Origin of the sequence: Rhodococcus sp. 06-418-5, assembly GCF_002258285.1 — a bacterium.
Taxonomy (GTDB): domain Bacteria; phylum Actinomycetota; class Actinomycetes; order Mycobacteriales; family Mycobacteriaceae; genus Rhodococcoides.
In genome coordinates, this window is record NZ_NOYE01000014.1 from 35,186 (window position 1) to 55,726 (window position 20,541).

Genomic DNA, 20,541 nt, shown 5'->3' on the forward strand with positions numbered 1-20,541 from the left:
TCAGGCTCCTGTGGTCGTCGAGGTGAAAGATTCGTTCTTCGCCTGCTGCTGCTCGGCGGGCATCACACGATTGAGCAACCCGAGAAAACGCACGTAGACCGCGGGCAGCAGTCTCTTGAATCGCCAGACTGCCTTGGCGTCGAACTGGGGCACGACGTAGAGCCGACCCCGGTCGAAGGCGTCGAGGGTTCGGGCAGCGATCTTGTCGGGAGACCGTCCGGTCCAGCGCATCGCGAACTCGGCCAGCCGCGACGAGCTGGCGGTGATCCGGCCGTCGACGGCCACGTTGGTCTTGACGAACGTCGGGCACAGAACCGACACCCGTACACCGGTACCCGACAGCTCCGCCGCCATCGTTTCCGACAGGCTCATCACTGCGGCCTTGCCGACGTTGTACGGACCCATCAGCGGCGCAGCGGCAAAGCCTGCCGCGGACGCGACGTTGATGATCCCGCCCTCACCGGCGGCACGCAGTCCAGGGGTGAACACCTCGCAGCCGTGGATCACACCCCAGAGGTTGATTCCCAGAGCCCAGTTCCAGTCCTCGAAACCGATGCTGCCGACCGGCTTTCCGCCGATTCCGACGCCTGCGTTGTTGATGACCACCGTGGTGGGCCCGTCGAATTCGATGCCGGCCCGCAGCGCCAGCTCCTCGACGTTCTCGCGAATCGACACATCGCATTCGACGGCGTATCCGGTGCCGCCGAGAGCGTTCACCATCGCGACGGTCTCCTGCGCTCGCGGTAGCGAGATGTCGGCGCACATGACGGCTCCTCCGCGACGAGCCAGTTCCAGTGCGAACGCACGGCCGATGCCGCTGCCCGCGCCGGTCACCACCGCTCTCGATCCGTACGAGGGTTTCCCGGTCTTGGTCCTCATCTGCTCACCTGTTCCTTCGAATCATGTTGTTCGACTTGACTGTCGAGTGCCCTGGTGACGAACTGGGCTGCGCGCTCGAGCGCATGTTCGGCCTCGGGTATCAACCGTGGGAGGGCCTGGAACACGTGCATCTGATCGGGCCAGATTTCGAGTTCGCTGCTGCCTCCTGCCTGGTCGATCATCGAGTGCAGATGCCGCGCATCGCCCCGCAGCATCTCGGCTCCGCCCACTTGGATCAGCGTCGGTGGCAGCTCTCGCACACGGCCGAGATCGAGCCGTAGTCGCGGGAGGCTCGCGTCGTGGCCGTCCGTGTAGAGCGAGACCAGTCCTCGCGCCGCCCTCGCCGAGATCATCGGGTCCTTCCGTACGCGCTCCATCCGGGCCGAGAGCTCGAAATCGAGATCGATCAGCGGCGAGAACAGCACCATCGCTCCCGGTTGCGGCGTGCCGGTCCGGTCGTTCTCGATCAGCAGGTCTGCGGCCAGGTGGCCACCGGCCGAGTCCCCGGCGATGACGATGTTCGCAGCGTCGTACCCCTGACTCAGCAGCCAGCGGTACGCGGCTTCGAGGTCGTCGGCCGCCGCGGGAAACGGGTGTTCCGGGGCGAGCCGATAGTCCACCGTGAACACCGGCAGGCCGGTGGACATGGACAGCCTCGCGGTCAGGCCACGATGCGTCCGCGCCGAGCAGATGACGTAGGCACTGCCGTGGATGTAGAGGATCACTCGCTGCCCTGGCGTTCGGCCGGGCGCTCGCACCCATTCGCCGCGCACCGAGCCGTCGGCCACCAGGTCCACCGTCGTTCCCTTCGGCACAGGGCCGAACAGGTTCATCGAGGTGGCGACGAGGCGTCGAGAGAACTCGATGCCGCCGCGGGAGTTCGGAAGCAGGTTCGTCACCGGACGCAGAAGCAGCCGAGTCGTCACGGCAGCGAGACGTGTTCGCCTGCAGCCTGATCGCGATACGCCGTGCGGCAGATGATCGTCGTCGATGGTCGAGGTCACGTGATCACTGTCACCCTCTATTCGCCATTTGTCAATGGCCTATTAATTGGTGGTGAAGTGTGGAACAGTGACGGCCGACACCATGTACGCAAGGAGAGCGAGCACACGTGACGATTTTCGAGAGCTCACCATCGGCGGATCTCGATACCTCTGCCATCGGTCCCGAGGACAGGATCTTCGAGGTGGAGATCGCCGAGGTGACCTACGAAATCGACGATGCGATCTCTCTCGGTTTCAGGGTCCCCGAGGACCACGAAGACCGGTTTCGGTACGAGCCGGGTCAATTTCTCACCCTCGAGATTCCGTGCACCGACGGCGGTTCGGTGGCCCGCTGCTACTCCTTCTCGAGCTCCCCCGTCCGTGACCCGCTCCCCACCGTGACAGTGAAGCGCATCCAGGGCGGAGTGGCGTCACACTGGTTGCACGACAACGCCGTTCGCGGGATGCGACTGAGGGCGCTCAAACCGTCGGGTATGTTCGGACCCGAGAGCTGGGACGTGGATTTCGTCCTCATGGCCGCAGGCAGCGGGATCACCCCGATCATGTCGATCGTCAAGACCGCCCTGTTCGAGCACGACAATCGGATCACCCTCGTCTACGCCAACCAGAACCGTGACTCGGTGATCTTCGGGGAGCAGCTGACCGAACTACGGTCTCGCTTTCCCGATCGTCTCGACATTCACCATTGGTACACCTCGGATTCGGGGCTACCCACCGCTGTCGGACTGGCGTCGATGGACGCGAGAGTTCCCGACGAATGCGAGGCGTTCCTATGCGGGCCTGCGCAGTACATGAACGTCGCCGAGGAATGGCTCACCCGCACCGGCACGACCGCGCACAGAACCCATCGAGAGGTGTTCTCCTCCTTCGAGTCCAATCCGTTTCGGACCGCCGACACCGAGTTGCCCCACCGAACCGATGCGAACTCCGTCACCGCTCGGGTCGAGATCGACGGAATGGACACCGAGTTCACCTGGAATGCGGACACGAAGCTGCTCGACCGCCTGCTCGAACTCGGTCTCGATCCGCCGTACGTGTGCCGCGAAGGAACCTGCGGCGGGTGTGCCTACACGCTCACCGAGGGCACCGTGACCATGCTCGCGAACGAGACTCTCGACGAGTACGAACTCCAGCACGGCGTCCGATTGGCGTGCCAGTCCGTGCCCGATTCGACGACGGTTCGCGCGGTGTTCGACCGCTGATGCCGGAGTGGGGCGCTCAGCCCTCGAGCGTCAGCGAGTGAGGCTCCGACGTGAAGGTCGCAGCCGATCCCGCAGCGCGCGCTATGCCCGCGATTCCGCCCCAGACCATCATGGTGAGGTAGTCGACGAGTTCGTCGGCCGTCATGGTTCGATCGAAGATCCACCAGTGCGATGCCAGCCGAACCGCACCGATCATGGCGAATGCGATGGGCATCGAGCCGGCCGTCGAGAACTCGCGCTCTCCGAATCTGTCGATGATGACCGTGGCCAGCAAGTCGGCGATCAGCCCCTCCGCCGCGGTGATGATCTCCTGATTGCCGCTGACTGCATTGTTGGCGTGGACGTAGATGTAGATATCGGGATCGGTGGCGACCGTCGTGACGTAGGCACCGATCACTGCGCGGGTGAGCCGGTACTCGTCGAGGTCCTCGGACATCGCGTCCTGGATCCGAGGCATCAGTGCAGTCTCGACGTATCGAGCCATCGCGGCGTCGGCGAGACCCTTCTTGTCGGTGAAATGTTTGTACAGAACGGTTTTCGAGACACCGTTCGCGGAGGCGATGGCATCCATACCCACGTCGTGTCCGTGCTCGCGAATTGCTGCCAGTGTGCGATCGAGCAGTTCACGTCGCCGGGTGATTCTGTGCTCGCGCCACCGGTCGCTACGACCGTCCACCTTCACCGCAACGCTCATGCCGATTGCGATACCGCTCGTGATCCCCTCAGCAGAATCGACGCTACCAACTCCGGATCGTCCGACATCGGCACGTGTCCGAGCCCCGGGTACGTCGTCACGTCGGCCTGCGGAAAGATTCGACGCACCAGCGGTGCCTGGTACACCGGCAGAACCCAGTCGCGACGCCCCCACGCGACGGTGACGGGAACGGTCTCGTCGACCGGAACGCTGAAGCGCGGCACCGCGTTACCCGCTGCGTCGATCGCACGGTTGGTGGTGATGCTCAGCGCGTCGATCGTGGCCGTCGCCGCCGGAACTCGCCACGGCTTGGCGTAGAACACGCCGTTGGCGATCGTGCGACCGACGACGTTCCTCATGACGGCCGGTGCGATCGGACCGATGATCCGGGACGCGGCCCTGAGAAAGCGAAAGACGAGCAGTGCTCGTGTCTGATCCCAGTGGCCGCGGAAGAAGCCCGCCGGTGAGAGTGCGGTGGCCGAGGCGACCGAGCCACGGGCCGCGAGCTCGAGTGCGAAGTACCCACCCAGCGAATTTCCGGCCACGTGTGGCTTCTCACCGTCCACGGCCACGTGCTCGAGGAAGCGCTCGAGCTCTGCCACGATCCACGGACCGAGGTCGAATTCCTCGGTGGGTAGTTCCGGTGACGCTCCGTGGCCGGGCAGATCCACCGTCACCACTCGCCGGTGCCGTGCCAGAGTCTCGACGACGCTGTCCCACGCGTGTTGCCGGTGCACGATGCCGTGAATGAGCACCAAGGTAGGGCCCTCGCCCCGGATCGTGTGAGCCAGGGTGAGTCCATCGATGTCCGACGTCACTGCATACCGATCTTTCTCGGCTGGATCCGGTACACGTTCGCCGTTCCCGACGAGGCCGTCCCAGCCGCGCTCGACTTCGCCGCACGGCCGAAGGTCATCGATTCCGTCAGATCGTCGAACCGTGCGTCGATTCTGTCCAGAATGTAGTTCTGGCGCACCGACCACGGGCGTTCGGTCCCCGATTTCGGTAGCTCGTTCAGAGACCGCGTGACGTAACCGGCGGCCAGATCGACGACCGGACGAGAGTCGACAGCCTTGCCCTGCCGGTCCGGGATCGCATGGGTGTATCCGTGAGATCGCATGTACACCAGGAGTTTCGCCACAGCCTGCGCTGTCATGTCCGCCTTGAGCGTCCACGATGCGTTCGTGTACCCGATGGACCATGCGACGTTGGGTACGTCCTCGAGCATGTGGCCCTTGTAGACGAACTTGTCGTGCGCTTCGAGCCGCTCACCGTCCAGCGACAACTCGATACCGCCGAAAGCCTGCAGCTTCAATCCCGTTGCGGTGACGATGATGTCGGCCGGGATTTCGTCACCCGATTCCAGCAGGATGCCGTCGGCGGTGATCTCGGCGATTCGGTCGGTCACCACGCTCGCTCGACCGGAGCGGATGGCCCCGAACAGATCGCCGTCGGGTACGACGCACAGCCGCTGGTCCCACGGGGCGTACGTCGGCTTGAAGTGCTTGTCGACGTCGTACCCTCGCGGCAGTTGGGCTTTCGTCATCGCGCGAAAGACCTTGCGGGCCGTCTTCGGTGCACGGCGGCAGAGCTGGTAGGAACCGACCATCAACAGGGCGTTGCGCCAGCGAAGTGCGCTGTGCGCGAGCGTGTCCGGAAGCAGGCGTTTGGTGATCGTGGTGAACGGATCGGTCATCGGCAGCGACGCTATGTAGGTCGGTGAGCGCTGCAGCATCGTCACCGACGCGGCGTCGGCCGCAAGCGTGGGCACCAATGTGATTGCGGTTGCTCCACTTCCGATCACGACGACCTTCTTGCCGGAGTGATCGAGGTCCTCGGGCCACTGCTGCGGATGCACCACCTGACCGGTGAACTCGTCCAGCCCGGGAAGGTCGGGGGTGTACCCGCCCGAATAGTCGAAGTAGCCGGTGCACAGGAACAGGAATCGACTGCGGTAGGTCGTGGGAACACCGTTCGTCAGGGCGTCGACCGTCCACATGTCCGTCGACGAGTCCCAGTTCGCTGTGGTGACCATGGTCGAGAAACGCGTGCGCTCGTCGATTCCGTTGGCGTAGGCGGTATCGACGATGTAGTTGCGGATGTCTTCTCCGTGAGCGAGCAGTGTGTCGCCCTGCCACGGCGTGTGCGGGAACGAGAACGTGAAGATGTCACTGTCGGAGCGAATACCGGGGTATCGGAACAGATCCCAGGTACCGCCTGCTCGCTCGCGACCTTCGAGGATTGCGTAGCTGAGTTCCGGCGCCATCTGCTGCAAGCGATATGCGGCTCCGATGCCCGATATACCGGCACCGATGATGAGAACGTCCTCGACGTTGTCGTCGGAACCGTCGAACTCGGGCCACCGACCTTGGCTTTTCGTCACGCCGCGCCTCACTGTTTGCCGAACACCACCGCGATTTCGACCGATCGAGCAGGCAATCGCGACCTACATCACACAATGTGCCATTGACGAGTGGCGATGTCAATGGCAGCCTCGACGCATACCGATGAGAGGAATCCATCATGAACCTCACCCCCTCCGTTGGGAGTGGAGCCCACGGAACGACCCGTGAGCTCACCGGATACACCCCCATCTCGACCGGGACCAGTACCCGATGACTCCCGTGGTGGTCGGGGCCGCAGGAGTCATCGCTCTCCTTCTGTTCACCTCGCGCGGCGCAGGCATGGACTTCGACCGACGCGCCCTCGCCGGCGCGTACAAGCCGACGCGGTCGACCTGGCCGAAGCGACTGCGGAGCCGTCTACGCCAACGATGAACCCGGAAGCCCCGACCGTCGATAGTGACCCATCACACTCCTGTAGGACGTATGTTTCGGAGCAGCCGGATCGACTCATACTTATCGGCGTCGTCCGCGACGCCCCCCCAGCTCCGGATGTCCGGAGACGACCTACACGAAAGAGGTACGCACCGATGGCCGACTTCATCGACAAGGCTCAGCACAAGGCAGAGGAACTGGCCGGGACTGCGAAGGAGAAGGTCGGCGAGGCCACCGGTGACGACAGCCTCCGCGCCGAGGGTGCAACGGATCAGGCCAAGGCCAACACCCACCAGGCTGCAGACTCCGTGTCCGACGCGGCCGAGAACGTGGCCGACACCGCAACCGATGCCGCCAAGGAAGCCAAGCACGCAGCCTCCGACGTCGCCGACAAGGCCGCCGACGTGGCAGAGGATGTCAAGGACACGGTCAAGGACAAGGTCCAGAACGTCGACGTCGACGATGTGAAGGAGAAGGCCTCCCAGGTCGCCGACAAGGCAGCCGACAAAGCCTCCGCCGTCGCCGACGACGTCAAGAACACGGTTCGCAACATCGACAGCGACGATGTCGCCCAGGCCGCGAAGGTCGGCACTCCGGTCATCGCCGCCATCGCAGCCGCAGCCGGTGCCGTCGCGTTCGTGCTGATCCGTCGACGCAACCGTCGCCGCAGCGCCGCTCACCTGTTCGTTCCGTCGAAGCGCACCACCCGCAAGCTCGCCAAGAAGGCACGCAAGCACAGCTTCTGAAGGTAAGTGCACAGAAAAGCCCCGCCTCCATCGAGGCGGGGCTTTCTCGTCTCTACAGCGGCTTCAGTGCCCGGCTGGGGACCCAGTGCGTGACGGTTTCGCTTCGGTCTCGCGACATCAACTCGTACGTGACGCGCCCGAGCCAATCCCCGTCCACGGTGATGGACCATTCGACCAGATCTCCCGGCACCACGCGTCGCACATCGAATCCCTCGGGGTTGAACTTCGAGGCGTGGTGCGGCGGTAGCGGGTAGAGGATGTTGAGGTCGATCCAGACCTTCAGCGGCGGCCGGAGCAGCTTGAAGGGGCGCACGGCAGACGCCGGTCGAGGTTGTGCGCGCCGTGCCATCGTTCGATCATACGTTCGATTCACGCACCGAACCACCGCCCCTGACAACGAAGAACGGCCACCTGCACGCGAGGTGCAGGTGGCCGTTGTTCGGTGTTCCGAGGATCAGATGCCGAGCGATCCCGCCAGGAAGGGCCAGGACTTGTGCAGGTCGTCCTGCCAGTAGCCCCACGAGTGGTTTCCGATCGGGCGGAAGTCCACGGTGGCCGGGATGCCGAGCTGGTCGAGGCGCTTGGCCAGGTTCGAGGTGCAGAAGTTGGTGGCAACTTCGATGCCGCCGCCGACGATGACCTGGTTGGCGAGCGTCGCCGGATCGTTCTTCAGGCGCGGGTTGGCGAAGGTGTCGTTCGGTGCACCCGGCAGGCCGCTACCGGTGCTCATGTAGATCTGCGTTCCGCGGAGCTTCTCGGCGTTGAGCAGCGGATCGTTCTCGCGCCACACGGGGCCGTCGAGCGGGCCCCACATGTTCTCGACATTGCCGCCGCCGTAGGTCTCGACGACGAGCTTGACGAACTGCTGACCGATGGGGTCGGAGGTCTGAGCGCAGCCACTGTAGGCAGCGACGCCGGAGAACTTGCCCGGGTACTTGATCGCGATGTTGAGAACCGAGGTGCCCGTCATCGACAGCGCTGCGAGCGACTGGCGGCCGTTGGTGTCGAACTGGGCGTCGATCAGCGGGGGCAGTTCTTCGCCGAGGAAGGTGCTCCACTTGTTGCTACCGAGCTTCGGATCGTCCTGCAGCCAGTCGGTGTAGTACGACCACTTGCCCTTCTGCGGGGTCACGATGTACGCGTTCTTGTCCGAGAAGAAGGCCTCGGCGTCGGTCTGCGACTGCCACGATGCTGCATCCTCGCCGCCGCCTGCGCCGTTGAGCAGGTACAGCACCGGGCGGGACACGCTCTCGTCGGCGGGGCGCTGCACCGTCACGGGAATGGTGCGGTTCATCGACGCCGAGAACACCTGGAGCTGAACCTGGCGGTTGTCGAGGGTGTTCACCGACTCGATTCGCGATCCGTTGCTCGACTGCGTCGTGGCCGCAGGCAGTTCGTCTGCGGACGCGACGGGCGTCATCAGCGCGGTCGGAAGAATCGCCACTGCGAGGGCGACGGCCGTAGCCGAACCGATTCGCCGGAAGCCGTGTCGTCGAGATCGTGGCACGCTGTTTCACCTTTTCGTCGAGTTACACCGGTCGAGTCTCTACATCGGCCGAAGATGAGGTGACGTTACCTCGAGCAACCGTCCGAAGCGTCACGGACCGGACGATTCCGAGACTCGATCGTGATGCTCCGGGCGGTCGCCGCGGGTGGCGAAAATGCAGGCCGCGACGACGATCACCGCAGTCACCACACCCACGGGTAGCGGCGAATACAGCGAGACGATGGGCCGCTCGTGGTCGTCGGATGTGCCGTCCGTCCAGAAGAATTCTCGCGGCGGCACCGGAGCAGACACCCAGAACAGCGTCAGCGCGAACGGAATCAGGGGCGTGATGCTCGACGCCACCGCGCGCACCGGTTGCATCGATCCGACGGCCAGGCCGAGGGCGACCGGATACAGAGTGCAATACGCTACGGTTCCAACGACATTGACCGCACTGTTGTCCATCGCGATCAGACCGGTGGCCGTGACCACGGCGAGGACCACGAGCGCGAGGGTCGACAGGTCTCGGTGCAGACCCACCCGTATCGCGCCGACGAACAGCACAGCGGCGACGGCGAATACCCACCACGACGCGTCCGACCATGCCAGCGAGTTCACCCCGGACGCCGCGATCGCCAAGCCCAGCATGAGGTATCGGCCGTCGCGACCGTCGAGCTTCAGCGCGACGGCGTACGTCGATACGACGGCGATCACCACGGCGAACATCCACAGCCTCGTCGTCGACGCCGTGTTGCCGAGGTAGGTGTAGACGATCAGGTACACGAAGGCGAGTAGGCCGACGAGTGCAGCATCGGACGCCTCGAATCCGATCACGAGTGCTCGCCTGGCCATCGTGACAAGAAGCCCTGCGGTCACGAGGAGAACGAGCAGCGGGACGGTCGACTCGACGTAGAACGGTGCCAGATCATCCATCCACCGACCCTCACGCGGTCCTCGTAAAGCAGAGATCGCGTCGTAGAACAGCATCGAGCCCAGCAGCCCTGTTGCGACACCGGCAGACGGAACTCTGCGTCCGCCGGCGATCACACCGCATACACCCACCAGAGCGCCCGCACCGAGGGCGTTGGTGGTCACCGCTTGATTGGCGGCGATCGGCACGAACGACGGCAGTGCGATCACCACCGCCCCGAGCGCTGCGGCCACTGCGGCCGGTGCCGAGGAGCGCCGAGAATGTGCGACGGCCAGCACGAGCACGGCCACCGACACGGCCAGGAAGCCTGCCCATTGCGCGGAAACGAATGCCCCGTACCACTTGCCCGACGACTCGATGTGGAACATGTCCCAGCCGAGCGATTCCCGAATCGAGTATCCGGCAACGAATCCACCGCATACCGTTGCCAGAACGGACCCGTACCGATCTGCGATCATGTCTCGAACTTAGAGGTGTTGCCTCGGAGCCGGGGACACGACAACCGCACAAGCTGACTCCGTCGACGCCTGCAGCAACTGACGTGACAAGGAGATCAGTTGTACGGCTTCCGCGCCGTTTCGGGGTCGCCGTAGGTGATGGCTCGTTCGCGTCGGGTGCCGGTGGCCAGGGTTGCGGCCCAGTTGATCAGTGTCCCGACGCGATTGCGGTTGCCGGCGAGGAACGCGATGTGGATGACGCCCCACGAGACCCAGCCGAGGAACCCGGACATGCGCAGCGGCCCGGCCTGCACCAGTGCGTGTCCGCGGGCGATGTAGGCCGCGGTGCCGAGGTCTCGGTACTTGAAATCCTTTCGCGCAGAGGCGGATAGGTCCGCTGCGATTGCCGCGCCCGCGGCTCGGCCGCCCTGCATGGCCACCTCGGCGACTCCCGCAAGCTTGTTCAGCGACATGATGTCTCCGACGACGAAGACGTTGGAGTGTCCGGGGATCGAGAGATCCGGCTGCACGGCGATGCGTCCCGATCGGTCCTGCTCCACTCCCATGGCGTCGGCGAGTTGCTTCACGAACGGGACAGCTTCCACGCCCGCGGTCCACAGCACGGTGTGGGTGTCGTAGCGTGTGACGGTCTTGGGTTCGGCCTTGGCCGTGACCTCGACGTCGGTGGCCGTGACGTCGGTGACGTGCACACCGAGATGCGTTTCCACGCCGACGGCATCGAGGGTGCGTTGCGCTTTCTTCGTCAGCGAGTCGGGGAACGATTCGAGTACGCGGTCGCCGCCGTGGAACAGCAGAACTCGCGCTTCCGACGGGTGAATCGAATCGAACTCCTTTGCCAACGCTCTGGTGGCGAGTTCTCTTATCTGGCCGGCCAATTCGACTCCGGTCGGGCCTCCACCGGCCACCGCGAAGGTGAGCCACGGCCTGCGCTCCTCGGGGGTGGGGAGAGACTCGGCCATCTCGAAGGCGGAGATCAACTTTCGCCTGATCGCAAGGGCGTCGTCGAGGGTCTTCATGCCCGGTGCCCACTGCACGTATTCGTCGTGGCCGTGGTACGCCTGCTGCATTCCGACGGCGACGACGAGGTAGTCGTAGGGCAGCTCGAAGGTCGAGCCGTCGAATCGGCTCGCCGTCACCACTCCGCCGTCACCCGCTGAGCCGTCGACACTGGGGGTCACCGAGGTCGCTTCACCCAGTGCCACATACACGTTCTTCTGTTTGCGCAGCAGGTGTCGCAGCGGACTGGCGATCGAGCCTTCCGACACCAGACCGGTGGCGCATTGGTAGAGCAGCGGCTGGAAGACGTGCGAGGTACCGCGCTCGAGCACGGTGACGTCGACGTCTTCGTTGCGCAGACGCCGTGCCGCGTGGAGTCCGCCAAATCCTCCACCGATGACCACAACCCGTCGACGTGCCATTGCGAACTGTCTCCCTCGGACCGATGTGCGGAGAAGGATTCTCCGATTTTTCAGCCTACTCGAGGGCCGCACCCCCGATACGGGGATGCGGCCCTCGCTTCGGTGCAGCTCAGCCGAGCAACGTCCGCATGGTGTCGATTTCCTGCTGCTGTGAGGCCACGATCGTGCGAGCCATCTCCTGTGCTTGCGGGAATGTCCCGTCTTCGATCTCCACGTTCGCCATCTCGATCGCACCTTCGTGGTGCTCGATCATCATCGTCAGCCACTGACTGTCGAACTCGCCACCGGTGGCCGCACTCAATGCGTCCATGTCCTGCTGAGTCATCATGCCCATGCCCGAGCTGTGGTCCATACCGCCCATGTCCATGTTCATGTCGGGCATGGGCTGGCCCCACTCGGTGAGCCAGGCGGTCATCCGGTCCATCTCGGGTTGCTGCGCTGCTTCGATCGCCGACGCCAAGGCCACTACGTCCGGATTCTCGGTGCGGCCCTCGACCATTGCCGCCATCTCGACCGCCTGCGCATGATGCGGGTACATCATCTGCGCGAACATCACGTCCGCATCGTTGAATTCTGCCGACGCGTCGGCCTGGTCAGACGACGCCGAGGATTCCGACGACGAGTTCGGCGAGCCCATCGAATGGCCGTCCATCGACGAGTCGTCGCTACTGCAGCCGGCGAGAAGGAATGCGCTCACGGTGGCAGCGGCCAGCGAAGAGACGAGTGTTGTACGCATGTGAATCTCCTTGAACAAGTGCGAAATACAGGGATCTGGGTATGCCGATCCGCCGATGGTCGTGCGTCCACCGGACTGCATGTCACACTCGTAAGGTCACCGATCTGTCCAGCTCCCAGAGGGTCCACGGCGGCGCACGCTCCGAGATGGAGTCGGTGCGCCCACCGATACCGTCGTCCGACATCGGGGCGTGGACGACATCGACGCTCGTCGCCGGGACCGACAACGCAGCCCACGCCACCGTGGTTCCCGCGCACGGATGCATCATCTGATGCGTCGACGGGCAGTCGTGTTCGCCGTCCGCCACCTGTACCGGATCCTCGTGGTGGGTCGTCGACGCCATGGCAGCGTGTTCGCTGCTCACCGACATGGTCGGTGTCACCGAGTGCATCAGCAGCACCCCGAAGATCGTCAGCGCGATCAGCAATCCGGTCGCCGAGGCGAAGCCCGGGCGACTGCGTCGGATCACTGAATGCATGACATCGACGATAGCAAGACATACCCCCTAGGGGTAACTGGTAGGGACTTCCGCCCCACACCGAAGGACTTCCGCCTCTGTCCGCATCGGCCCCACTCGGTAATGCTCGAGGTGTTCCACACGCGAAGGTCAATGGACGGGACAAGGTCATGACTGCATCGAACCGGATAGTCGTCGGAGTCGACGGATCCGCCACATCCCTCGGCGCGGTCCGCTGGGCGACGCGCGAGGCTGTTCGACGCCACGCCCCGCTCGAGCTGGTCACGTCGTCGCTGTTTGCACCGGGAACCTACGGTGACGCCATCAGCCTTCGGATGGGCGCGTTCACGGACCCCGATATCGAGGCCAAGCGTGTGCTGACCGCAGCGGTCGATGTAGCGCACAAGGCAGCGGCCGGAAATTCGCTGATTCTCGACACTCGCCTCGAGCACGGCTCCGCTGCAAGAAACCTGACGCATTTCGACGTCGCACCCGCCCTGATCGTCGTCGGGTCGAGGGGTCTCGGCGAGTTCACCGGCGGACTGATCGGGTCGGTCAGCACCGCGGTGATATCACACGCCAAATGCCCTGTGGCAGTGATCAAGTCGACCATCGTCGGCGACGGACCGGTCGTCGTCGGTGTGGATTGCACGTCCAACAGCCAACCGGCCATCGGGTTCGCCCTCCAGGAAGCATCGCTGCGGGGGGTCGACCTCGTTGCGGTGCACGCCTGGAGCGACCTCGAACTAGGCAGCGTGTTGACGCGCGACGACGAGGGACCGTGGGTCGACTCCGAACTCGCCGAGAAGACGTCGTTGGCGGAGAGCCTGGCCGGATGGTCGGAGGACTATCCGGACGTCACCATCCACCGGGTGGTGGTTCGGGACAGGCCAGTTCGTGAACTGGTCCGTGCGTCCGATACTGCGCAGTTGATCGTCGTGGGGAGCCGTGGTCGGGGCGGATTCGCGTCGATGCTTCTCGGTTCCACCTCACGTGCGGTGCTGCATTCGGTGGACGTTCCCGTAGTCGTCGTTCCCACGAACCGATGACCACGCCGACCGTCGACACCACATACGATTCCGAGAAACTGGACGCAGACCTGCGTTATTGGGCCGCGGCGAACTATCTGACGGTGGCTCAGATCTACCTGCAGGACAACGTATTGCTGCGTCGGCCACTGGAATCGAAGCACATCAAGCCGAGGCTGCTCGGGCATTGGGGCACCAGTCCCGGCCTGTCGATGATCTACACCCTCCTCAACCGCGTGATTCGCCGAACCCATTCGGACTGGCTGTACGTCACCGGGCCGGGACACGGCGGCCCGGCGATGGTGGCGAACACCTACCTCGAAGGCACGTACAGCGAGATCTACCCGGACGTCTCGCTCGACAGCGACGGAGTTCGACGGCTGTGCCGTCAATTCTCCACTCCCGGAGGCATTCCGAGCCACGTGAGCGTCCAGACCCCGGGCAGCATTCACGAGGGCGGCGAGCTGGGCTACGCCCTCGTCCACGCCGCCGGCGCAGCGTTCGACAATCCCGATCTGATCGTCGCCTGTGTAGTCGGGGACGGTGAGGCCGAAACCGGTCCCCTGTCCGGTTCGTGGAAGATCCCCGCCTTTCTCAACCCGGTCCGTGACGGCGCAGTGTTGCCGATCCTGCATCTCAACGATGGAAAGATCTCCGGCCCGACGGTTCTCGGTCGTAGCGCCGACCTTGCAGTCGAACGCTTCCTACGGAGCCAGGGGTGGACACCGATCTTCGTCGAGGGCACCGACCCGCGAGAGGTTTTCCCGGCCCTCGAATCTGCCCTCACCCGCGCCCACGATGCGATCGGGAGAGTTCGGCACGCCGCACGAGGCGGCAACCCACGAGGCGACATCGCCTGGCCCGCCATCGTTCTGCGTACGCCCAAGGGCTGGACCGGTCCGCACGAGGTGGACGGCAAGCGCATCGAGGGCACCCACTGGGCGCACCAGGTGCCGTTGTCGGGTGTCCGAGAGAATCCTGCACACCTGGAACTGCTCGAGAAGTGGCTGCTGTCCTACGATCCCCGATCGTTGTTCGACGACAACGGTGCCCCGGTGGCGTCGATTCGGGAGCTCGCACCGTCGGGCACCGAACGTCTCGGTGCCACCCCGTACGCAAACGGCGGTGTGCTGCTGCAGCCCTTGGTCATTCGAGACCTCGAGAACTACGCGCTCACCGTCGAGTCCCCTGGTCGCACGTCGCACGAGACGACCACCGTACTCGGGGAGATGATGCGCGATATCTACCTCGACAACGCCCAGCCCAACGGCGGCGGCAACTTTCGCCTGTTCTGTCCCGACGAGACCGCGAGCAACCGCCTGCAGGCCGTGTTCGAGGCCACCGACCGGTGCTGGCAGCTGCCGACCACCGAGTTCGACGACGATCTCGGTCCCGACGGCCGCGTGATGGAGGTGCTCAGCGAGCATCTGTGCGAGGGCTGGCTCGAGGCGTATCTGCTGTCGGGTCGACACGGCCTGTTCGCGAGCTACGAGGCCTTCGCCATGGTGAGTGTGTCGATGCTGATTCAGCACACCAAGTGGCTGCAGCACGCCGCCACACTCGCATGGCGAGCACCGGTCGCGTCGCTCAACGTGCTGCTCACCAGCACGTGTTGGCGCAACGACCACAACGGATTCAGCCATCAGGGTCCCGGACTGATCGACGCGGTAATTCCCCTGGCACCGGACGTCGTGCGCGTATGGCTACCACCGGATTCCAATACCCTCCTCGCCGTTGCCGATCATTGCTTCCGCAGTCGAGGTCACGTCAACGTTCTGGTGGTGGACAAGCAGAGTCACCCGCAGTATCTGACGCTTCCCGAGGCACGGGCGCATGCAGCGGCGGGTGCGTCCCGCTGGGACTGGGCCGGCACCGAGGAGACCGGTACCGAGGAAGATCCCGAGATCGTTCTGGCGTGTGCCGGCGACGTGCCGACCGAGGAAACCCTGGCGGCCGCACAGTTGTTGCGCACGTGGACTCCCGAGCTCAGGGTCCGCGTGGTCAACGTCATCGATCTGATGGCATTGCTCCCCGTCGTCGATCATCCGCACGGATTCTCCGACGAGCAGTTCGTCGATCTGTTCACCGCCTCTGTCGATGTGGTCTTCGCGTTCCACGGCTATCCCCGCGCGGTGCACCAACTGATGCACGGCCGACCCGACGCCCAGCGGTTCCATGTTCGCGGATTCATCGAACAAGGCACCACCACAACACCGTTCGACATGGTGGTGCTCAACAAGATCAGTCGCTATCACCTCGCGCTCGCAGCACTCGACCGAGCGGGCACTGCGCCGGCCGGTGCCGAACGACTGCGGCAGCACTGCCAGGACCAACTCGTTCGGCACGATGCCTACATCCGGGAACATTTCGAGGATCTTCCCGAGATTCGACAATGGCGGTGGTCGTGACCGCGAGGTGACTACCCGCGGGCGATGATCAGCGGACAGTCGACGCGGTGGGCCAGCGACCGGACGGTGGATCCGAGAAGTCGGTCGCTGAAACCGTTGCGGCCGCTCGAACCGACGACGACGGCCTGCGCCCGCGGTGATACCTCGAGGATCTTCTCGACCACGTTGCCGCGCAATATCTTCTGCTGTACCACGACGTCCGGGTACTGATCGCTCCAGCCGGACAGGCTCTCTGCCAACACGGTTCGACCGTTCGAAAGGATCGCATCGGACCTGTCGGTGGCGGACGCGTCGGGCGCCGAGATCAGTTCGTCCGTCGACACGTGGACTGCAACCAGTTCCGCTCCCCGGAGTGAGGCTTCGTCGAAGGCCAACCGAACAGCGTTCTGGTTGTGCGGCGACCCGTCGATTCCGAGGACAACAGGGCCTCCCGACGAGTGCAGCTCCACGCTTCCCGGCACGATGACCACAGGGCAGTGCGCTTGAACGGCCACCGCGGTGCTCACCGAGCCGAGCAGTTCGGCGAAGTATTCGCCGTTGCCACGCGAACCGACCACCATCATCGAGGCACTCGATGACTGCTCCAGCATGGCCTGAATCGTCGGTCCCACAATCGATTCACTCGTGATGACGAGCGCGTCCGGGTTGTTCACCGAACGTCGAGCGACCAGCGACGCCCAGGCGAGGATCGACTCTGCGGCCGTGTGCTCCTCGGAGCCGATGTGCGACGGCAACGCGACGAAGCTGGTGTACAGAGCCTTGACTTGGTATGCGGACACCAGCTTCACCGGTACCCCACGCAACTCGGCCGCATGCGCGGCCCATCCGACTGCGTCGAGCGACGAGCCGGAACCGTCGACACCGACAACGATCGGAGACTGCCTCGAGGTACTCATGCGTGCGGGACGACGAGGACGGGGCAATGGGCTTGCCGCAGTACGGCGGTCAGTGTTCGTCCGGGCACTCGGTCTCGCTCGTGACCGACCACCATCAGCTGGGCTGTCTCGGAGACCGCCACCAGTTCCGATCCCGAGTCGGCCTCGGCATACACCGACGCCACACGAATGTCGGGATAGTCCGCGCCGAAGGGTTCGAGCCGAACGTCCATTGCCGATTCGGGGTGTAGCCCGTCGCCCGGGCCGCTGAGAGCGGACGCGAGAATGGAGGAGACAGCCTGAGTGTGCACCGCCAAGACGCTGGCCGCCCTGATCGATGCCTCGTGAAATGCCTGAGCCACCACGACATCGGCTTGCGAGACGTCGGCGTCACCCAGGGCTGCAACGACCGGGCCGCGGCGTTCGGCGTCGAAATGACGGACGATCGCGACGGGGTGGGGCGATGCTTCGACCACGGCACCGACCATCGATCCGAGTACCCAGGCGGCCACCGCACTGCCGGTGGTGGTCCCCAGTACCAGCAGAGACGCAGATCCGGCCTCGGTCGACATCACCGATTCGGGCCGACCCTGCAGAACGACCGATTCCACGAGAACCGCCGGATCGATCGCTGCGGCCGCATCCTCTGCGCTACTCAATGCCGCGCGGGCATAGTCACCGTCGACATCCGGAGCGCCGTAGACGGTTTCGGGCACCGCATGTCTGTCGATCACGTGGATCAAGCGAAGTGACGTGCCCCGCCCGCGTGCCTCCTGCACGGCGAACCGAACCGCATCGAGTGCGGTCTCCGATCCGTCGATTCCGACCACGACCGGTCCGGTGGAATGTGAAGTGTTCATCAGATGCCTCTCGATGGTGCGCGTCTACGACGAGAACGCTACGAGCGCAGGCACACCTGGCACAGCAGTCCGAGGTCATCGGAACAAGTGACCTAGGTCGTCCGCCGTCAGGGCAGCGGTACCGACCAGATCAGCTCGGTGCCACCTGCGTCGGCCGCGGACGACCCGAAGGTCATCGTGCCGCCGCAGTCGACTGCCCGCGCCTCGAGGTTCGCCAGTCCACTGCGAGTGATGTTCTCGTCCAGTCCGATTCCGTCGTCGGAGACCTCGATGCGGAGATCGTCCCCGACCGCCAGGGTGACGTTGACGGTCTGGGCCCGAGCATGGTGGACGACGTTGCTCACCGCTTCGCGAATGACGGCAACGGCGTGGTCGGCGAGGGTACTGTCGATGACCGACAGGGGCCCGAACATGCGAACCACGGCGCGAATGGGAACGCTTTCGGTGAGTTCGAGGACGGCTCCGTTGACGCGCTGCCGTAGACGAGTGGTCGAGTGTGTCGAGCTCTGCAGGTCGAAGATCGTCGTACGAATGTCCTGCACGGTGTCCTGCAGGTCGTCGATGGTGCGAGTCAGACGTTGACGAATGTCGTCGAGCTCGGTCTTCTGCAACGTGCTCTGCAGCGACAATCCGGCCGCGAAGATCCGTTGGATGACGTGATCGTGAAGGTCTCGGGCGATCCGATCACGGTCCGCGAGAACGTCGAGCTCGTGCATGCGCCGCGTGGTGTCGGCCATCTCCATCACGAGTGCGGCCTGGTCGGCGAAGCTGGAAATGAGATCGAGTTGAGAGTCGCTGAAGACCGGTCCGCCCTTTCGGCGCAGCGTCACCAGGACGCCTCGCACGCCGTCGGCTACCCGAAGCGGCGAGATCAGGGCCGGGCCGAAGGTGTTCGCCACATGCGCGTTGGGTCGGTAGTCCAGCTCCTCCTTGCGGGTAGCGGTCCGAAGGCGATATGCCGCACCGGAACTCGATCCCTCGATCGGGATGAGCGAACCCACCAGAGCGTCTGCGTCGTGCCCCTCGGCGACCGAGATGACCAACCGGGAGACCGTGTCCGAGTTCGGAGCCGCGTCGGCGGGAACAGCGATGAACGCACTGTCGGCCCCGGTCAGATGCAATGCCCGCCTCGACACCATGTGCAGCACTTCGTCGATGTCGCTCCCGGCCAACAGTTCGGTACCGATGTCCCGCATCGCTTCCATCCACGATTGCCGGATCCGCGACTCCTCGTACAGGTGTGCGTTCTCGATCGCGATTCCGGCCGCCGAGGCGAGAGCCCGGGTGACCACCTCGTCGTCCTCGGTGAACTGGGCTCCGTCCTTCTTCTCGGTGAGGTACAGGTTTCCGAACACCTCGTCACGCACCCGAATGGGCACGCCGAGAAACGATTTCATCGGCGGATGGTTGGGAGGGAAGCCCACTGCCTCCGGATGCGACGACAAGTCGTCGAGTCTGAGCACATGAGGTTGGTCGATGAGCAGACCCAGCACACCTCGTCCGGTGGGAAGTGGGCCGATCGCCTCGCGCACCTGCTCTTCCATGCCGTGATGGATGAACGCCTTCAGCTCGTGACCCTCGCCGCGCACGCCGAGTGCACCGTACCGGGCACCGACGAGGTTGACGGCCGACTCCACGATCGACCGCAACGTCACCTCCAGGTCGAGGCCCGAGGTGATGACGAACATCGCATCGAGCAGACCGTCCGCCTGTACTCGTGCATCCGCGATGCGACCGATTCGGTCCTGCACCTCGGCCAGCAGTTCACCGAGGCGGAGCTGCGGAAGACCCGGTCCGCGGTGATCATCCATCCGACGGCCCGGATTGCGTTCGCGGATGCGTTTCGGCCAGCCTCGACGCGTACACCGCTGCCTGGGTGCGGCGCTCCATCCCGAGCTTGGCCAGCAACCGGGAGACGTAGTTCTTGACGGTTTTCTCCGCCAGGAACATTCGAGCGGCGATCTGCCGATTCGTCAGCCCCTCCCCCAGGAGGTCGAGCAATGTCCGTTCCTGCCCGGTGAGGTGATCGATCGGTCCGGGAGCGGCCGTGCCCGCCCGCAGCTTGTCCATCAGCGCGGCCGCTGCGCGATTGTCCAACAGCGACCGACCGGAGCCGACATCCTTGATCGCGCGAGTCAGCTCCATACCGGTGATGTCCTTGACGACGTAGCCGCTCGCGCCGGCGAGGATCGCGTCGAGCATGGCCTGGTCCTCGGTGAACGAGGTCAGCATCATGGTCTTGAGATCGGGCAGTCGGTCGAGCAATTCGCGGCAGAGCTCGATGCCGTTGCCGTCCGGCAGTCGAACGTCGAGAACGGCGACGTCCGGCCTCAACGCGGGAATACGAGCGAGTGCCTGTGCGCAACTTCCGGCTTCACCGATCACGGAAAGATCGGGATCGGAATCGATGAGATCGATCAGACCTCGACGCACGATCTCGTGGTCGTCGACCAAGAACACTGTGACCACGTCCAACCCCTCACCCGCGTCCTCGGTGGTCGCATCCTTTCCCAACACTACGGACCCGCACACGGGAGAGCTCGACCTTTGGTCATCGAAAGTGGGGCCGAAAGTCCCTGATC

The 20,541-nt window shown here is 64.5% G+C and carries 20 protein-coding genes; 5 read left to right on the forward strand and 15 right to left on the reverse strand.

Going from position 1 to position 20,541, the window contains the following annotated elements; all coding sequences use genetic code 11:
- A complete protein-coding gene (locus CH274_RS10005; protein ID WP_094657330.1) occupies positions 1 to 879 on the reverse strand; it encodes an SDR family NAD(P)-dependent oxidoreductase in 879 nt (292 codons plus the stop codon).
- The gene (locus CH274_RS10010; RefSeq protein WP_306436601.1) at positions 876 to 1,883 is read right to left on the reverse strand and encodes an alpha/beta hydrolase; all 1,008 of its coding nucleotides are present in this window, start codon (positions 1,881 to 1,883) and stop codon (positions 876 to 878) included. The genes CH274_RS10005 and CH274_RS10010 overlap by 4 nt, the downstream gene beginning before the upstream one ends.
- A 107-nt stretch (positions 1,884 to 1,990) precedes the next feature.
- Here CH274_RS10010 and CH274_RS10015 point away from each other — a divergent pair, with 107 nt between their 5' ends.
- On the forward strand, positions 1,991 to 3,085 hold the full coding sequence (locus tag CH274_RS10015; RefSeq protein ID WP_373453920.1) for a 2Fe-2S iron-sulfur cluster-binding protein: 1,095 nt from the start codon (positions 1,991 to 1,993) through the stop codon (positions 3,083 to 3,085).
- 16 nt (positions 3,086 to 3,101) lie between these two features.
- On the opposite strand, the gene CH274_RS10020 is transcribed toward CH274_RS10015, so the two are convergent.
- The 3 genes from CH274_RS10020 to CH274_RS10030 are packed head-to-tail and all read right to left on the reverse strand — an operon-like array spanning position 3,102 to position 6,162.
- A complete protein-coding gene (locus CH274_RS10020) occupies positions 3,102 to 3,779 on the reverse strand; it encodes a TetR/AcrR family transcriptional regulator (RefSeq protein ID WP_045196924.1) in 678 nt (225 codons plus the stop codon).
- On the reverse strand, positions 3,776 to 4,597 hold the full coding sequence (locus CH274_RS10025; RefSeq protein WP_094657331.1) for an alpha/beta fold hydrolase: 822 nt from the start codon (positions 4,595 to 4,597) through the stop codon (positions 3,776 to 3,778). Before CH274_RS10025 ends, CH274_RS10020 begins: the two co-directional genes overlap by 4 nt.
- Positions 4,594 to 6,162, reverse strand: a complete 1,569-nt coding sequence (locus tag CH274_RS10030; RefSeq protein WP_179275690.1) for a flavin-containing monooxygenase — start codon at positions 6,160 to 6,162, stop codon at positions 4,594 to 4,596. Before CH274_RS10030 ends, CH274_RS10025 begins: the two co-directional genes overlap by 4 nt.
- A 232-nt stretch (positions 6,163 to 6,394) precedes the next feature.
- Between CH274_RS10030 and CH274_RS29145 the strand changes: the two genes are divergently transcribed.
- Together CH274_RS29145 and CH274_RS29915 are read left to right on the forward strand one after the other, a co-directional pair.
- Positions 6,395 to 6,556, forward strand: a complete 162-nt coding sequence (locus tag CH274_RS29145; RefSeq protein WP_155290809.1) for a hypothetical protein — start codon at positions 6,395 to 6,397, stop codon at positions 6,554 to 6,556.
- A gap of 155 nt (positions 6,557 to 6,711) precedes the next feature.
- The gene (locus tag CH274_RS29915; RefSeq protein ID WP_082073804.1) at positions 6,712 to 7,302 is read left to right on the forward strand and encodes a CsbD family protein; all 591 of its coding nucleotides are present in this window, start codon (positions 6,712 to 6,714) and stop codon (positions 7,300 to 7,302) included.
- 52 nt (positions 7,303 to 7,354) lie between these two features.
- Here CH274_RS29915 and CH274_RS10040 read toward each other — a convergent pair whose 3' ends face one another.
- The 6 genes from CH274_RS10040 to CH274_RS10065 all read right to left on the reverse strand — a co-directional run bounded on the left by CH274_RS10040 (position 7,355) and on the right by CH274_RS10065 (position 12,809).
- Positions 7,355 to 7,651, reverse strand: coding sequence for a hypothetical protein (locus CH274_RS10040; protein ID WP_032376174.1), 297 nt, complete (start codon positions 7,649 to 7,651; stop codon positions 7,355 to 7,357).
- A 105-nt stretch (positions 7,652 to 7,756) separates the two neighbouring features.
- Positions 7,757 to 8,722: an alpha/beta hydrolase gene (locus CH274_RS10045; protein ID WP_373453924.1), complete on the reverse strand. Its 966-nt coding sequence runs from the start codon at positions 8,720 to 8,722 to the stop codon at positions 7,757 to 7,759.
- Between the two features lie 177 nt (positions 8,723 to 8,899).
- Positions 8,900 to 10,177, reverse strand: coding sequence for a hypothetical protein (locus CH274_RS10050; RefSeq protein ID WP_094657333.1), 1,278 nt, complete (start codon positions 10,175 to 10,177; stop codon positions 8,900 to 8,902).
- 95 nt (positions 10,178 to 10,272) lie between these two features.
- The gene (locus CH274_RS10055) at positions 10,273 to 11,595 is read right to left on the reverse strand and encodes an NAD(P)/FAD-dependent oxidoreductase (RefSeq protein ID WP_094657334.1); all 1,323 of its coding nucleotides are present in this window, start codon (positions 11,593 to 11,595) and stop codon (positions 10,273 to 10,275) included.
- 109 nt (positions 11,596 to 11,704) lie between these two features.
- Positions 11,705 to 12,331 (reverse strand): DUF305 domain-containing protein, encoded by a 627-nt coding sequence (locus CH274_RS10060; RefSeq protein WP_094657546.1) that lies wholly within the window; start codon positions 12,329 to 12,331, stop codon positions 11,705 to 11,707.
- Positions 12,332 to 12,413: 82 nt separating this feature from the next.
- Complete coding sequence (locus CH274_RS10065; RefSeq protein WP_094630259.1) at positions 12,414 to 12,809, reverse strand: DUF6153 family protein; 396 nt, start codon at positions 12,807 to 12,809, stop codon at positions 12,414 to 12,416.
- 149 nt (positions 12,810 to 12,958) lie between these two features.
- On the opposite strand from CH274_RS10065, the gene CH274_RS10070 reads away from it, so the two are divergent.
- Positions 12,959 to 13,837, forward strand: coding sequence for a universal stress protein (locus CH274_RS10070; protein WP_094657335.1), 879 nt, complete (start codon positions 12,959 to 12,961; stop codon positions 13,835 to 13,837).
- Positions 13,834 to 16,224: a phosphoketolase family protein gene (locus tag CH274_RS10075; RefSeq protein ID WP_094657336.1), complete on the forward strand. Its 2,391-nt coding sequence runs from the start codon at positions 13,834 to 13,836 to the stop codon at positions 16,222 to 16,224. The genes CH274_RS10070 and CH274_RS10075 overlap by 4 nt, the downstream gene beginning before the upstream one ends.
- Before the next feature lie 11 nt (positions 16,225 to 16,235).
- Here the strand turns inward: CH274_RS10075 and CH274_RS10080 are convergent, their stop codons facing one another.
- The 4 genes from CH274_RS10080 to CH274_RS10095 all read right to left on the reverse strand — a co-directional run bounded on the left by CH274_RS10080 (position 16,236) and on the right by CH274_RS10095 (position 20,428).
- The gene (locus tag CH274_RS10080; protein ID WP_094645882.1) at positions 16,236 to 17,120 is read right to left on the reverse strand and encodes a universal stress protein; all 885 of its coding nucleotides are present in this window, start codon (positions 17,118 to 17,120) and stop codon (positions 16,236 to 16,238) included.
- Positions 17,117 to 17,959, reverse strand: coding sequence for a universal stress protein (locus CH274_RS10085; protein ID WP_094657337.1), 843 nt, complete (start codon positions 17,957 to 17,959; stop codon positions 17,117 to 17,119). Before CH274_RS10085 ends, CH274_RS10080 begins: the two co-directional genes overlap by 4 nt.
- A 107-nt stretch (positions 17,960 to 18,066) precedes the next feature.
- Positions 18,067 to 19,770 (reverse strand): sensor histidine kinase, encoded by a 1,704-nt coding sequence (locus CH274_RS10090; protein WP_037193952.1) that lies wholly within the window; start codon positions 19,768 to 19,770, stop codon positions 18,067 to 18,069.
- Positions 19,763 to 20,428 (reverse strand): response regulator, encoded by a 666-nt coding sequence (locus tag CH274_RS10095; protein ID WP_037193950.1) that lies wholly within the window; start codon positions 20,426 to 20,428, stop codon positions 19,763 to 19,765. The genes CH274_RS10090 and CH274_RS10095 overlap by 8 nt, the downstream gene beginning before the upstream one ends.
- Positions 20,429 to 20,541: the final 113 nt, after the last annotated feature.

What these genes read in the sequence shown, in the direction of transcription:
- CH274_RS10005 (WP_094657330.1), bottom strand. Translation starts at nt 879, where the DNA reads ATGAGGACCAAGACCGGGAAACCCTCGTACGGATCGAGAGCGGTGGTG.
- CH274_RS10020 (WP_045196924.1), bottom strand. Translation starts at nt 3,779, where the DNA reads ATGAGCGTTGCGGTGAAGGTGGACGGTCGTAGCGACCGGTGGCGCGAG.
- CH274_RS29145 (WP_155290809.1), top strand. Translation starts at nt 6,395, where the DNA reads ATGACTCCCGTGGTGGTCGGGGCCGCAGGAGTCATCGCTCTCCTTCTG.
- CH274_RS29915 (WP_082073804.1), top strand. Translation starts at nt 6,712, where the DNA reads ATGGCCGACTTCATCGACAAGGCTCAGCACAAGGCAGAGGAACTGGCC.
- CH274_RS10040 (WP_032376174.1), bottom strand. Translation starts at nt 7,651, where the DNA reads ATGGCACGGCGCGCACAACCTCGACCGGCGTCTGCCGTGCGCCCCTTC.
- CH274_RS10045 (WP_373453924.1), bottom strand. Translation starts at nt 8,722, where the DNA reads ATGACGCCCGTCGCGTCCGCAGACGAACTGCCTGCGGCCACGACGCAG.
- CH274_RS10050 (WP_094657333.1), bottom strand. Translation starts at nt 10,177, where the DNA reads ATGATCGCAGATCGGTACGGGTCCGTTCTGGCAACGGTATGCGGTGGA.
- CH274_RS10055 (WP_094657334.1), bottom strand. Translation starts at nt 11,595, where the DNA reads ATGGCACGTCGACGGGTTGTGGTCATCGGTGGAGGATTTGGCGGACTC.
- CH274_RS10060 (WP_094657546.1), bottom strand. Translation starts at nt 12,331, where the DNA reads ATGCGTACAACACTCGTCTCTTCGCTGGCCGCTGCCACCGTGAGCGCA.
- CH274_RS10065 (WP_094630259.1), bottom strand. Translation starts at nt 12,809, where the DNA reads ATGCATTCAGTGATCCGACGCAGTCGCCCGGGCTTCGCCTCGGCGACC.
- CH274_RS10070 (WP_094657335.1), top strand. Translation starts at nt 12,959, where the DNA reads ATGACTGCATCGAACCGGATAGTCGTCGGAGTCGACGGATCCGCCACA.
- CH274_RS10075 (WP_094657336.1), top strand. Translation starts at nt 13,834, where the DNA reads ATGACCACGCCGACCGTCGACACCACATACGATTCCGAGAAACTGGAC.
- CH274_RS10080 (WP_094645882.1), bottom strand. Translation starts at nt 17,120, where the DNA reads ATGAGTACCTCGAGGCAGTCTCCGATCGTTGTCGGTGTCGACGGTTCC.
- CH274_RS10085 (WP_094657337.1), bottom strand. Translation starts at nt 17,959, where the DNA reads ATGAACACTTCACATTCCACCGGACCGGTCGTGGTCGGAATCGACGGA.
- CH274_RS10090 (WP_037193952.1), bottom strand. Translation starts at nt 19,770, where the DNA reads ATGGATGATCACCGCGGACCGGGTCTTCCGCAGCTCCGCCTCGGTGAA.